General features: G+C 45.5%; 12 protein-coding genes. 6 read left to right on the top strand and 6 right to left on the bottom strand.

Annotated features, from left to right (window positions below; all coding sequences use genetic code 11):
- Window positions 1-3 precede the first annotated feature (3 nt).
- The 4 genes from AC5ZC7_RS27155 (at window position 4) to AC5ZC7_RS27140 (ending at window position 5662) form a co-directional block, all read left to right on the top strand.
- On the top strand, window positions 4-1740 hold the full coding sequence (locus tag AC5ZC7_RS27155; RefSeq protein ID WP_496162178.1) for a tetratricopeptide repeat protein: 1737 nt from the start codon (window positions 4-6) through the stop codon (window positions 1738-1740).
- Between the two features lie 26 nt (window positions 1741-1766).
- A complete protein-coding gene (gene lolB1 / locus AC5ZC7_RS27150; protein WP_496162177.1) occupies window positions 1767-2603 on the top strand; it encodes a lipoprotein insertase outer membrane protein LolB1 in 837 nt (278 codons plus the stop codon).
- A gap of 90 nt (window positions 2604-2693) precedes the next feature.
- Window positions 2694-4136 carry a peptidoglycan DD-metalloendopeptidase family protein gene (locus AC5ZC7_RS27145; protein WP_496162176.1) on the top strand — a complete coding sequence of 481 codons (1443 nt, stop codon included), beginning with the start codon at window positions 2694-2696 and terminating at the stop codon, window positions 4134-4136.
- 149 nt (window positions 4137-4285) lie between these two features.
- A complete protein-coding gene (locus tag AC5ZC7_RS27140) occupies window positions 4286-5662 on the top strand; it encodes a peptidoglycan DD-metalloendopeptidase family protein (RefSeq protein ID WP_496162175.1) in 1377 nt (458 codons plus the stop codon).
- On the opposite strand, the gene bshA is transcribed toward AC5ZC7_RS27140, so the two are convergent.
- Window positions 5659-6798: an N-acetyl-alpha-D-glucosaminyl L-malate synthase BshA gene (gene bshA, locus AC5ZC7_RS27135; protein ID WP_496162174.1), complete on the bottom strand. Its 1140-nt coding sequence runs from the start codon at window positions 6796-6798 to the stop codon at window positions 5659-5661. The two genes, AC5ZC7_RS27140 and bshA, sit on opposite strands and share 4 nt — an antisense overlap.
- Before the next feature lie 189 nt (window positions 6799-6987).
- Between bshA and AC5ZC7_RS27130 the strand changes: the two genes are divergently transcribed.
- Window positions 6988-8361, top strand: a complete 1374-nt coding sequence (locus AC5ZC7_RS27130; RefSeq protein ID WP_496162173.1) for a M20/M25/M40 family metallo-hydrolase — start codon at window positions 6988-6990, stop codon at window positions 8359-8361.
- Window positions 8362-8384: 23 nt separating this feature from the next.
- Complete coding sequence (locus AC5ZC7_RS27125; RefSeq protein ID WP_496162172.1) at window positions 8385-8774, top strand: hypothetical protein; 390 nt, start codon at window positions 8385-8387, stop codon at window positions 8772-8774.
- A 45-nt stretch (window positions 8775-8819) separates the two neighbouring features.
- On the opposite strand, the gene AC5ZC7_RS27120 is transcribed toward AC5ZC7_RS27125, so the two are convergent.
- The 5 genes from AC5ZC7_RS27120 to AC5ZC7_RS27100 form a co-directional block, all read right to left on the bottom strand.
- Complete coding sequence (locus AC5ZC7_RS27120; RefSeq protein WP_496162171.1) at window positions 8820-9533, bottom strand: SAM-dependent methyltransferase; 714 nt, start codon at window positions 9531-9533, stop codon at window positions 8820-8822.
- Window positions 9533-10279, bottom strand: coding sequence for an EI24 domain-containing protein (locus AC5ZC7_RS27115; protein ID WP_496162170.1), 747 nt, complete (start codon window positions 10277-10279; stop codon window positions 9533-9535). Before AC5ZC7_RS27115 ends, AC5ZC7_RS27120 begins: the two co-directional genes overlap by 1 nt.
- Before the next feature lie 258 nt (window positions 10280-10537).
- Complete coding sequence (locus AC5ZC7_RS27110) at window positions 10538-11551, bottom strand: PorP/SprF family type IX secretion system membrane protein (protein ID WP_496162169.1); 1014 nt, start codon at window positions 11549-11551, stop codon at window positions 10538-10540.
- A gap of 172 nt (window positions 11552-11723) precedes the next feature.
- The gene (gene upp / locus AC5ZC7_RS27105) at window positions 11724-12377 is read right to left on the bottom strand and encodes a uracil phosphoribosyltransferase (RefSeq protein WP_291924968.1); all 654 of its coding nucleotides are present in this window, start codon (window positions 12375-12377) and stop codon (window positions 11724-11726) included.
- Window positions 12378-12420: 43 nt separating this feature from the next.
- A complete protein-coding gene (locus AC5ZC7_RS27100) occupies window positions 12421-14337 on the bottom strand; it encodes a YfbK domain-containing protein (RefSeq protein WP_496162168.1) in 1917 nt (638 codons plus the stop codon).
- Between the last annotated feature and the right edge of the window lie 79 nt (window positions 14338-14416).

Here is a 14416-nt window from a genome sequence, read left to right as displayed (position 1 = left end):
TAAATGCGGATATACTTCACCGTTATAGGGCTGGTAGGTATTTTATTAATGGGAGCTTGCAGTGGTGCTAAACAATCGGCCTCACGTGGCAATACTTCCGTTAAAAATGCTGCTGTGCTGTCACAGCGCGCAGATAGTCTCTTTTTTGCCGCGCAGCGTTCTAAAATGCTGGGCGACTATCGTACGGCTATCACCCAATATGCTGACTATTTACGGCTGAATAAAAATAATGCGACAGTTAACTATGAACTGGCACGCCTGTTCATAGAAGTACAAAACGCCGGTAATGCCCTCATCTTTGCACGCAGGGCAGTAGCCATTGACCCGGAAAATCATTGGTTCCAGGTAACCCTGGCGGATGCATATGCTGTCAATGAAAAATTCGATAGCGCCGCCTTCGTTTTTGATGGACTTACCAAGAGATACCCCGACAACGAAGACTACCTCTACAACAAAGGAGTATTGCTGGCTAAAGCCAATAAACCCGCGTCAGCCCTGGCAGCCTTTAATCAACTCGAAGATAAAGTAGGGGTGGTAGAGGAACTCATCTACCAAAAACAAAAACTCCTGCTCAAAATGAGTATGGTAGATGAGGCGGCAGCAGAGATTAAAAAACTCATTAACCAGGATCCACAGGAAACCAGGTATTATTATTTGCTGGCGGAAATATATGATGCCAATGACCGCATTGAAAACGCTGCGGAAATATATCACACCATCCTGACTAAAGATCCTGATAATCCAAGGGCGCTGATTGCATTGGCTTCTTATGCCAGAAAGAATAACGATACAGCTACCTATTGGACTAATCTTACCAAGGCCTTTGTCAATCCAGGTTATAGTATCGATGAAAAAGTAGCTTATGTGTATCCATATCTTCAGATGATGAATACGGATACTTCCAAACTGAGTGAAGGCCTGCAGCTGACCTCCCTTATTATTAAAGCACATCCCAAAGACGCGAAAGCATACGCCCTTCGTGGCGATATGTTTTCACAGGCCGATATGCTTGATAGTGCGGAAACCAGCTATAAAAAAGCCCTGAGCCTGGATGATACCCGTTTTTCTGTTTGGTATCAACTGATGTGGATTTACTCCCGTAAGGAAGATCCTACGGCGCTGCTGACCCTCAGCAATAATGTAACCAACAAGTTCCCGAAAGAATTTATGGGCTATTACTTTAAAGGGGTAGCCAGTTTTCTTTTGCAACAATACCCCAATGCTATTAATTCGCTGAACGCCGCACTGGAAATAGGGAATGGCGAGAAAAGGTTCCTGGGAGATATTTATTCACTGCTGGGAGATTCTTACCATGCTACCGGGCAACACCGGCAATCAGACAGCAGCTACGAACTGGCCCTGGTACTACGGCCTAAAGATGCGCTGATCATGAACAATTACAGCTACTACCTGTCACTGCGCGGAGAAAACCTCGACAGGGCAGCAGAGTTGTCCAGGCAATCCCTGGAAATAGAACCAGAAAGTCCAACCTACATGGATACTTACGCCTGGATTCTCTTCCGTCAGGAAAAGTTTGGAGAGGCCAAACAGTGGATTGAAAAAGCACTACAATACCCAGATGCGCAGAAGAACCCTAATGTATTGGAGCATTACGGGGATATCCTGTTTAATCTGAAAGAAGTAACAAAAGCAGTGGAATACTGGCAGATGGCGAAAGACAAGGGTGCTTCGTCTGTTGACCTGGCCAGGAAGATCGCTGAAAAAAGATATATTCAATAAGCTTTTAGCTATAAGTTTATCGCTCAATGAAGAGAAAAACCATCGTCACACTTTTAATTGTAACCATTGGCCTGGGTATGGTGGCCTGTCGTCATCCCAAAAAACTGGCCCGTACTACATTCCTGGCTGCTGATACTAATAAAGTAACAGTGGTGAAAGATAGTTCGGCTAACGAGGAGATGGCCAGGTTTACCAGTGAAATGCTGAAGGGCATACATGACAATCACATTGATTTTAATACATTTTCCGGCAAAATGAAGCTGGCATTTGAAACCGATAAAAAGAGCCATAATAACCTGAATGCTACCTTCCGTATTAAGAAGGATAGTATTATCTGGATATCTATTTCGGCGCCAATAGTAGATGAAGTAATAAGAGCCGTGATTACGCCGGATAGCCTTAGAATGTATAACCGTTTGGATAAACAGTTATTCCTCCGGAAGATGGCAGATGCAGAGGAACTGCTGGGAATACCATTCGATTTCCAGACCCTGCAGGATATGTTGATTGGTAATCCAATATATCTGACGGACTCGGTATACCAGGTGGTAAAAACACCTTCCATTGTTTCCTTTAGTTGCAATCATCCAAAGTTTGTAAGCCTGTTTAATGTGTTTGCAGACGATTACGGGTTACAACAGAGCAAAGTTATGGATAAAGACAGCAGCAACCCGGTAAAACGCTCCTGTGAGCTTACCTACGGAGATTATACGAAAGTAGCAGGCCGTAAATTCCCTGTTACCCGCCGTATTTACGTGGAGGAAAAAAATGTCACCAAAGTAGCGCTCGATTTCACCCGCTATGATTTTGACATCCCGCTCAGCTTTCCGTTTAACATGCCATCTAGCTATAAACGTATGTAAGTTGAACACTCCATAAAAGTCATCTTCATTAAACTAATAAACGTTGTATATTTATTTAATTTGCAGTTACTAAAATAAGTCATGTTGTATTTGAAGAAGATTATCCCGTTCATGTTGATGCTATGGTTAATGCCAGCCATGTTGGTTGCCCAGAATAATGGGCAGCAGCAACAGTCGCGGGAGGAACTGGAGCGAAGAAAAAGAGAACTGCAGAAAGAAATAGATGATGCCAATGAACAATTGAAGGAAACCAAGAAGTCTACCAAAGAAAGTCTTGGTCAGCTGCGGGCGCTTCGGGATAAAATCTCCGCCCGTTCCCGCCTCATCAATAATATCAACGAAGAAATCAATTTCATTAACGGCGATATCAATTCCGCTTACCGGGATGTAAAAACCCTGCAGAAAGACCTGGATACCCTGAAAGCGCAATATGCACTCCTGGTGGTATATGCTTACAAAAACCGTTCTTCCTATGATATGTTGAACTTTGTGTTTTCTGCACAGAGTTTCAACGATGCTGTTAAACGGTTCCAATACCTGAAACAATACCGCGAGTATCGCCGCAGACAGGCAGATAATATTGTGAGTACACAGGAACAATTGAATAAGAAAATACAAAGCCTGGAATCTCAGCGGGTAAAACGTTCCGATGCGCTTAAAACAGAACAGGAGCAAAGAAGCACGCTGGAGGTAGATAAGAAAGAGAAAGATGAGGTATTGAATAAACTGAAAGGTCGTGAGAAGGAACTGGTGGCAGATATCAACCAGCGTAATAAAGATGCACAGAAAGTACAATTAGCCATCAGGGCAGTAATCCGTAAGGAAATTGAAGATGCCCGTCGCAAAGCGATAGAGGAAGAAACTGCCCGCCGCAAAGCTGCGGAAGAAAAACGCCGTAAGGAAGAGGAAGCCCGTAAAGCCGCCGCACTGGCCGCTGCGGAAAAAGCGAAAGCCGCTGCTGCTGCTGCCGCCAACAATAACAATAATACGGCTAACAATACACCAGCACCGGTACCAGAAAAACCAGCGCCGGTTAAAACACCGGAGCCGGAACCGGAAAAACCGGTTGCCCGTACTGAAAACGTACTGGAAGCAACACCAGAAGCCCTTGCCCTGTCAGAAAGCTTTGAAGCTAACCGTGGTAAGCTGCCATGGCCGGTAGATGCAGGTAATATCATCGAGCATTTTGGTATTCACCAACACGCTGTGATGGAACATATCCAGGTACCTTCCGATGGTGTCGTGATCGCCACCAACAAAGGCGGCGCCGTGAAAACTATCTTCGACGGAGAAGTGAAATCCGTTGTAGTAATGCCTGGTTCAGGGTATGTAATTATTATCCGTCATGGACAATACTTCACCACTTATGTACGTTTGCAAACTACCCGGGTGAAGAAAGGAGATTTTGTTAAAACCGGGCAGGTAATAGGTACTGCCAGCACCAATGATATTGAAAACACCGGCGAGGTGGAACTGCAAATATGGAAAGGCGTTACCAAGCAAAATCCTGAGCAGTGGATCCGGAGACGATAATATGATATTGAATGAAGCATAAAGCATAAAGCGAAAAGCCGAAAGCTATTGTAGCGCATAATGACTGGTAAAACATAATCATTCGCTGGAATAGCTTTTTGCTTTCTGCCTTTAGCTTTCCGCTAGCTTACTAACCAAATGCATTTTTTTTGAGAAAGTTGATCCCTCTTTTGATGGCGTTATGGCTATTGCCTGCCTTGTTGTATGCACAACGAAGCAGCAGGCAGTCGCGCGCGGCACTGGAAAACCGCAAACAGGAGCTGTTAAAAGAAATAGAAGAAGCCAATAAATCATTACAGCAAACGAAGAAGTCGACCCGCCAAAACCTTCATCTACAGCAGGAGTTGCAGGCGAAAATCGCTACCCGCAATGCACAGATTGAAAGCATCAATAAAGAAATCAACGCTATAGAAGGAGATATCAGCAGTACTAACGATAATGTACAAACGCTGGAAAAGGAGGTAGACTCTCTCCGCGCCCGTTATGCGCAGCTGGTAGTATACGCCTATAAAACAAGGGATTCCTACGATGTACTCAGCTTTTTCTTCTCTGCCACCAGTTTTAACGATGCCTTACGCCGTTATCAATACCTGCAGCAATACCGCGAAAACAGGCGCAGACAGGCCGAGAATCTACTTTCTACAAAAGCATTACTGGGACAGAAGTTAGTAGTATTACAGGAGCAACGTGCGCAGAAAGCCGGCGCACTACACACGGAACAACAACAACGGGTAACGCTCATTGCTGATAAAAAAGAAACTGATCAAACCATCGCCCAGCTGAAAGACCAGGAACAGGAGCTGCAACAACGTATTAACAAGAATAAAGCAGAAGCCCGGCAGGTAGATCAGGCTATCCAGGAGGCCATTCGCCGGGAAATAGCGGCTGCACAGAAACGGGCCGCCGCACAGGCACTCGCTCGTAAAAAAGCAGCAGAAGCCAAACGCCGGGAGTTGGCAGCTGCCCGTAGAAAAGCTGCATTGGCCGCCGCTAAAAAGGCACACAAAAAGCCACCAGCCAAACCGGTGGAAGAAGAGAAAGATGACGAGGACGATGCGCCCGTAGCCAAAACATCCAGCGAAGACGTGTTGGTGGCTACACCAGAGGCATTGTCGTTATCGCGCGACTTTGAAGCCAACCGTGGCCGCTTACCGTGGCCGGTAGAAGCTGGCCGCATTACCGGGCATTTCGGCACCGGACATGTAGGCAAAATTGAAGTAGATCATAATGGCGTTATCATTGCTACCGCAAAAGGCGCTGCCGTGAAAGCCATCTTTGAAGGAGAAGTAATTATGGTATTTATGGTACCAGGCGCAGGGTATATGGTTACCCTACGCCATGGAAAATATTTTACCAATTATGTGAGATTACTGGATGTGCGGGTGAGCAAAGGTACAGTGGTGAAACGTGGTCAAACACTGGGAGTTGCCGCAGCCGGACCAGGTAGCAATACCGGCGAAATAGAATTACAGATATATCGCAACATGCTAAAACAGAATCCTGAAAAATGGATTCGCTCCCGTTAAAGGAGCTGTGCCTGTTTCAGTAATACTTCTTCATACAAAGCCTCATATTGAGGAATGATATTGTCGATATGGAAGCGTTGTGCCTGTTCCAAAGCACCCCGGCGTACCTTTGCCAGTAAGGTTTCATCCTTCAGCAAGCGAAGGGCCTGTGCAGCCATCCCTTCTACATCTCCTACATTACTCATATAACCGGTTTGTCCGGGAATGTTGATTTCCGGTAAACCGCCTGCATTGGAAGAAATCACCGGCACCTGCGCCGCCATGGCTTCCAGCGCAGCCAAACCAAAACTTTCATATTCTGAAGGCAGGATAAACAAGTCGCTGATAGACATCACATCTTCCAGTTGTTCCTGTTTACCTACAAATCTTACATCATCACAGATCCCTAATTCCCGGCATAAACATTCAATAGAAGGTCTGTCCGGACCATCACCTACCAGCAATAGCTTGGCAGGTATTTCCTTGCGTACCAGCGCAAATACTTTGACTACATCCGGTACCCGCTTTACTTTACGGAAGTTGGATACGTGTAACAGTATTTTTTCGCCATTAGGCGCAATAGCTTGCCTGAAATGAGGCAGTTCCCGGCGACTGAACCGCTGAGTATCCACGAAGTTGTAGATCACCGCAATATCCTTTTCTATGGGAAAAGACTTATACGTTTCATCCCGCAGGTTCTCAGATACCGCTGTAATAGCGTCAGATTCATTGATAGAGAAGGTAACTACCGGCTCATAGGTTTTGTCTTTACCCACCAGGGTAATATCTGTACCGTGCAGGGTGGTGATAAAAGGAACCGTTCTGCCGTGTTTTTTCACGATCTGCTTGGCCATATAGGCAGTAGAGGCGTGTGGAATGGCGTAGTGTACGTGTAACAGGTCCAGCTTCTGGTTAATGATTACATCCACCATAGTACTGCTAAGTGCCGACTCATAGGGAGGGAAGTCAAAAAGCGGATATGTGGGAACCTGAACTTCGTGATAATATATATTAGCGTGGAACGCGTTAAGCCTTACCGGCTGTTGATATGTAATAAAGTGAACCATGTGGCCTTTGTCTGCCAGTGCTTTACCAAGCTCTGTGGCCAGTACCCCGCTACCACCGTAGGTAGGGTAACATACTATTCCTATGCGCATGAGTTAGATTTTTGCATTCTGCAAAGGTACTAAAAAGCAGAAAGCAGAAGGCATAAAGCAAAAAGCTACTGTGAGGGATGATCAGGGCGGATATAGCATTTGTTTTTGTGATCCGCTACGGTAGCTTTTTGCTTTATGCATTTAGCTTTCCGCTTTTTTAGTAGTTTTAACCATAAATTAACCTGCTACATGAGAAATTTTATTGTGCCAATTTTATTTGCCTGCTCATTGCCATCGCTCGCAGTGGCGCAGGAAAAAGATTCTATAACGCTTAGGAAATTAGCTGATGAAGTATTGACCCACAGTACGGCTTATGAAAACCTGCATCACCTCACCAAAGACATTGGTGGGCGCCTGGCCGGATCACCGCAGATGCCCAAGGCAGAACAGTGGGGCGTAGCCGCACTGAAAGCTGCGGGTGCCGACACGGTGTATCTGCAGGAATGTATGGTGCCGCATTGGGTAAGAGGCGCAAGGGAAGAAGCCCGTATCATCTCCAAACGCCGGGATTTCATCCCACCGCTGAATGTGCTGGCGTTAGGCAATTCTGTGGGAAGTGGCCCGGATGGTGTAACGGCGGAAGTGCTGGAAGTAGCATCTTTCGATGAGCTGGAAGCAAAGAAAGACCAGGTAAAAGGGAAGATCGTTTTCTACAATGTGCATTTCAAACCTGAATACATTAAAACATTTCACTCCTATGGCGATGCGGTGAAGTACCGCGGCCAGGGCGCCAGCAGAGCTGCCAAATATGGCGCATTGGCGGTGATTGTGCGTTCTATGTCGCATGGCGCCAATAACTTCCCGCATACCGGGGCGATGAGTTATGATACTGCCTATCCTAAAATTCCTGCAGTAGCTATTGGTTTGGAAGATGCGGACCGCCTTAGCCAGCGCATTAAAGACGATACAGATGCCAAAGTATTCCTGCGTACCAACTGCGAAATGTTGAAGGAAGTAGTTGGGCATAATGTGATCGGTGAGCTGAAGGGAAATAAGTATCCGGATCAATTTATCACCGTTGGCGGCCACCTCGATTCCTGGGATGTGGCGGAAGGCGCACATGACGACGGCGCCGGTTGTGTACAATCCATTGAAGTATTGAGAGCCTTTAAAGCTTTGGGTATCAAACCGGAACACACTTTACGGGTAGTATTATTTGCCAATGAGGAAAATGGTACCCGTGGAGGAAAGAAATATGCGGCTGTAGCCAAGGCAAAAAAAGAACACCACATCTTTGCCCTGGAAAGTGATGCCGGTGGCTTTACACCACGTGGTTTTATGACTACTTTGCCGGCAGATAAAAAAGCCAAAATGAATAGCTGGAAACCCTTGTTTGCCCCTTATGGCATTTATGATTTTGAAGAGCAGGGTGGAGGAGTAGATGTAGGCCAACTGAATGAAGCCCTGGGTACGCCTATGGCTGAACTATCTCCGGATTCCCAGCGTTATTTCGATTATCACCACGCCGCAAATGACGTGTTTGAAGCTGTAAATAAACGGGAACTGGAATTGGGTGCTTTTGGTATGGCAGGTTTGATTTATCTTGTAGACCAAAACTTCTGATTATCTATCTCTAAATTATCCTTATGGGCCGTTTTGTCTTTATCGTTGTAAGTGTTATTGTACTAATACTGGGAGGTATATTCTTCTACAAATACTATTTCGTTTTTGGCCAGGGGGTAAAGGCAGGAGAGCTTAATTATTTTGTGCAGAAAGGATATGTCTTTAAAACCTATGAAGGTAAGGTGATACAGTCCGGCTACAAGGGTAAAGTGGCGGGGACTATCCAGTCCAATGAATTCCAGTTTTCGGTAAGCAGCGAGCGCATTGCACAACAGTTGATGACTGCCAGTGGCAAAATAGTAGAGCTGCATTATAAAGAGTACCTGGGCGCCATTCCCTGGAGAGGCTATAGCCCGTTTATTGTAGATAGTATTATTTCTATAAAAGATGCTGGCAGACAGGAACTGCCGTAAATTAAAAGAGGGATTTTCCACTGTGGAAAATCCCTCTTTTACTATCTATCCATTGGTAGCCAGCAGGAGAAAGATGGCGGGTCTTTTGTGAAGATCCGGCAACTGTTGTTTCCACTCCTTCACCGTTTTGGTTTTAATATATTCCGTGGGTGCTGTAATATCAGCTGCCACGCAAATCCGCGTATAGTCCTTACAGTTATCCAGCAGATCTTTCATGAGCTGGTTGTTGCGGTAAGGCGTTTCTATAAACAGTTGTGTTTGGTTCTTTCTGGCAGATTCCTGTTCCAGTTCCCGGATCATCTTTGTTCTTTCCGGCGGTTTGATGGGTAGGTAACCTGTAAACTGAAAGCTTTGCCCGTTGAGGCCGGAGCCCATCAGGGCCAGCAACATAGAGTTGGGACCAATCATAGGAATAACCCGGGCATTTACCGTATGGGCTACCTGCACAATCAGGTTCCCCGGATCCGCAATAGCCGGGCAACCAGCTTCACTCAGGATGCCGATATCCTTCCCTTCCAGTAATAATTTCTTTGCCAACACCAGGTCAGGTGGCTGATTTTCATTCATGATCAGCAACTGCAGGGCGTCAATATTGATATTTCTATCCAGCGCTTTCAGGTAGCGACGGGCAGTACGTTCATTTTCTACATAAAAAACGGATAACTGCTGCACTATTGCAGTTACGTATGCGGGAATACTGAATAAGGCATCAGCGCTCAACACAGTAGGAACCAAATACACTTTGCCAGGGGTACTCATTATTTCAATCTTTTGGTTTGTAAATCAATAGTAGCAGCAATAACTGCATATGAAGGCGCCAACATCCAGCCCACTACAGGAATCAGCATGAACAGGTAAAACACCATGCCATTACCTATCGCCATACCACGATGTTGCCGGATAAACGCAATACTTTGAGACATGTTTAATTTATGCCGCTCACAACTATAATCCATCATGGAAAACCCGTAGAAATAAGATTCAATAAAGAATCCTACCATCGGCGTCAGCCAACCAATCACCGGGATGAAAGATACCAGCAACAGGATGAGAATAGCTGCTGTCTGGTAAACGATATTGCGGCACGACATTTTGATGCCCCGTAAAATATCCTGGCCCAGTTGCGCCCAGCTAAAAGGAAAGTCTTTATGATCAAGAATGGCTTCTGTCTTCTCTGATAAATAAGAAAAAACAGGAGAAGCCACTATCAGAAATAAATATTTAAAATACGAGAAATACCAAAATACAAACACAATCCTGACAGAGAATGCCACCAGTATAAACAGAAAACTGATCCAGCTGCTTTCCAGGTCCTGTACCCATTCAGTAATGTGCAGGAGTTTGGTCAGGTATTCCACAAAGTCACCTGAATAACCCCAAACAAAGTAAAAGCCGGTAAAAAAGAGTAAGCAATAGATGATACCGGGAATCAGTATCCATTTCCATAACTTATGTTGTAAAATGAATTGATGGGCTTTTCCGTAAGACTGAATTGCCGAAAGCATTTCTCTGAATGAAAAAAACAATGCCTGAATAATTTTAGTGTAACTGAATCTGTGTTTGTTCCTGTTTTATGAAAGAGCAACGAAACTAAGGTAAAAATAGCTATGATTGCTATAGTTATAATGATAATCCTGTGTTAAAAGCGTGGAAAGCATAAGGCTAAAAGCAAAAAGCTATTTTCGTGAAGCGCTCCCCGAAAATAGCTTTTTGCTTTTAGCCTTATATACTCCCTTCTCTCAAAGTTGCTAATAACCAATTTATTAGAAACGCGGACAGAGGGTTTTATATTTATTATTTTGGTTTTTGGTGTGAATATAGATCAATGAAATTTCCATACCACCACGGTAATGAGATGCCGGGTTGAGGGTAGATACGTTCGTATCATAAGTGAGACCTACCTGGAATCCTTTGATTTCCATACCAATATAAGGTATGATCGCATCTTTCAGGCGATACCAGCTACCTACATAAAAAGTGGTAGGGTTGTCGTCCATATCCTCTAATGCAAATCCATAAGCCCCGCCAAAAGTTAACTCAGAGGCGGTACTTTGCTTCATATACAAAATGCTGGTGTGAAACCTGTCTTTCCCATTTACAGGGACAGAACCACCGCCGTGCACCGTCCAGCGGTAGCTAAGCCGGTTTTGGGTGAGGTTCATAAAAGATTCTGTAGGTTGGGTAATATGATAATAGGAGGCGCCCAGGTAAATATTGGAAGATTCTCCGATCAGGCCATTGTATAAAATACCAACGTTAGGATCGAAATAGGATATTTTAGGATTTACCAGCGTTTCGTTACTGGGAATCATGGGATTATATCCGTTATTGTCTATCTGATTTTCGAATTGCAGCTTACTGTTATCCAGTCTTTTTTGCACCAGGGTACCTTGTAATCCAATGGCCAGGGTATGGTTACCCTCTGGGTCGAGTCCTTTGTGGTAGGCCGTGCTGAAGGAAACGTAACTGGAGGTAAGTGCACCGCCGCCGCTTCGGTCATACATTGCCATAAAACCCACGCCCCATATATCTGTATAAGAAATAACATTTTTTAGAATGCCGAAATCAATGGCTGCCGTACCCGTTACAAACGGAGAGGCGATGCTGCGCCATTGTGAGCGATAGTTACCAGATAAGCGATAGTCTCCAGAAAATAGACCGGTATAGGCTGGGTTAAGGGTAAGTGGCGACGCAAAAAACTGCGAAAAGTGCGGGTCCTGCGCCCGCAAAGGATTTAAATAAAGCAATATGGCCAGGAATAGTAAAGCTCTTTTCATATTAGTAAAGCTTAAAGCATAGGGTGTTATGCAATGCCGGTGAAGGTACGTTAATTAAATCATATCTCAAATTAAATCCATGTATAAAAAACATGATAATTAAAAAACGAATAGCAGTTCCGTACTTTTTTAAAGATACAAAAACTGCTATTCGTAAAACGATATAATCTTACTATTGTTGTAATTTATTTCCGAAAGCGAGGTCACCGGCATCACCCAAACCCGGTACAATGTAGCCTTTGGCGGTCAGTTCATCATCGATATCTCCTGCCCAGATAGTCAGGTTCGACTTGGTATTGCGCAGTACATATTCAATGCCCACGGTGCAGGCAATAGCTACTACCAGGTGAATATGACTGGGTTTTCCGATTTCTTCCAGGTGTTCGATGGTTTTCACCAGCGAAGCGCCTGTAGCCAGCATCGGATCTGAGAGTATCAACACCTCTCCGTCAATTGAAGGCGTGCTTACGTACTCCAGGCTGATGTCGAAAGAACCGTCGTGGTTATGCTTACGATAAGCGGAAACAAAGGCATGGTCTGCTTTATCAAAATAGTGTAACAAACCCTGGTGTAGTGCCAGCCCGGCTCTTAAAATGGTGGCCAGTACCGGTTGAGATTTCAATACCCGGCAAGTGGCGATACCCATAGGGGTAGTCACTTCTTTGTCTACATAGTCCAGCGTTTTACTGATCTCGTATGCAGCTACTTCACCCAATCGCTCCATATTACGCCGAAAGCGCATACGATCCTGCTGTACATCCACATTCCTGATCTCGCTTAACCATTCTCCTACCAACGAATTGGTTTCACTTAAATTGATAATCATGAGCTATCCCTTTGAGGCCGCAAATTACCGAAAATTAGTGTAACTACTCGTTGTCGGGCGTTTTGTCTAACAGGCTGGCTTTCTTCACCAGTTGTATAAACTCTGCGCGGTAGCCTTCGCCGTCTTCTCCCCGTGCTGTTCCGGCCCAGGCGAGTATTTGATCGTAGGTAGCAGTTCCTTTGAAGGCGGAGTTACGCAACAGTTGCCCGAAGGCTGCTACGGTAGCGGCCATACGGAAGTCTTCCGGTGCGGCGCCGATCTCCTGGTTGTTGTAAGGCAACACTTGCTCCATTAGTTGGCTTTTATCTGCTGCAGGCTGTTTGTAGCGCAGTTTCACGGTTAATACTTCCTGCTGATTTCCCAGTATTTTACCCTGCTGGTATTTCAACGGATCCACCCAATTAACCTTTTCTCCGCTTTTGCCTGTAGGAATGATCTCGTAAAGCGCGGTAACAGTGTGGCCCACGCCCATGTCGCCGGCATCTTTTTTATCGTTGTTGAAGTCTTCATTCTGCAGCATCCTGTTTTCATACCCTACTAACCTATACGACTGTACGAAATTTGGATTGAACTCCACCTGTAGTTTCACATCTTTGGCTACCGTAAAGAGGGTACCGCCAAATTCGGTAACAAAGGTTCTGCGGGCTTCTTCAAAATTATCGATATAGGCATAGTTGCCATTGCCTTTGTCTGCCAGCAGTTCCAGCTTATTATCTTTATAGTTACCCATTCCAAAGCCAAGCACAGAAAGAGAAATCCCTTTCTGTCTTTCCTGCTCTATCAACCTGGTCAGTGCGCCATCGCTGGAAGCACCTACGTTGAAGTCGCCGTCTGTAGCGAGAATAACGCGGGTATTGCTATTTTTCGAATGTTGTGCTTCTGCAATCCGGTAGGCCAGTTGTATGCCTTCACCACCAGCTGTGGAGCCACCCGCCTGCAGTTCTTCCAATGCTGCCAGTATTTTTTTCTTATTGTTACCAGGGGTAGAAGGGAGCACCACGCCCGCGGCGCCGGCGTATACCACGATGGCTACTTTGTCCTGGGGGCGGAGTTGTTCCGTTAATGCGTTAAAGGCTTTTTTCACCAGCGGAAGCTTGTTGGGCTCGTCCATAGAGCCGGATACATCGAGTAAAAAGACCAGGTTGGTAGGGGGCAGGTCTTTGGTATCTACCTGTTTGCTTTTCAACGCAATACGCACCAGTTGATGCCCGGTATTCCAGGGGCAGATAGCCATATCTGTATAAATGGCTACCGGATCTTTTCCGGTAGGGGCTTTGTAATGATAATCGAAGTAATTAATCATTTCCTCTACTCTCACCGCATCTGCCGGCGGCATTTCGCCGTTGTTGAGGAAGCGGCGCATATTGCTGTAGGAAGCCCGGTCCACGTCAATGCTGAAGGTGCTTAAAGGCTGATCTGTAGCGGCATGGAAGATGTTTTCGTTGATGGGGCTATAATCTTCGGTATTATTAATAGCCGGTTGCGTATAGTTGAGTTTCGATGCATAACCACTCACCACCACTTCATCGAGTGCCGGCGATGCATTGGCTGTAGGCGGCTCTGCGCAAATTACTCTTGACGGGGGAGGAGCGATAACTTTTACCGCTGGCTTATCAGGCATGATGTAACGGTTCCTTTGATCGGGTTTTACCAGCGGCTGAAACTTGTTTAATGCTACCTGTAAGGAGGTTTGTTGGGCCGTAATCCTGATACTTACCGGTTTGTAATTACTGGCCGACACTTCCATGGTGAGGGCGCCAGCCGGTACTTTCAGGCTGAAAGTACCCCTGGGGTTGGTGGCCGTCAGAAAGTCCGTGCCTTTTACGCGTATCACGGCGTTAGCAATGGGGGCCCTATTAGCGGCGTCGGTAACGGTACCACTAAGGGTACGTTGTTGCTGTGCAGAGGCGGTAAATGCCAGCAGGCAACCAAACAATAGTAATGCGAGATATTTTTTCATGGCGAACTCTTTTCTGCCAATAGGATGCCCTGAAATACCTGCATTCCATAAATCGTAAAAAAAAATATTTTAAAACTAC

It is taken from the genome of Chitinophaga sp. 9-1-y, assembly GCF_059511905.2.
Note: the sequence above shows the minus strand (reverse complement) of the source record. Positions and strands in the feature narration are given on the sequence as shown.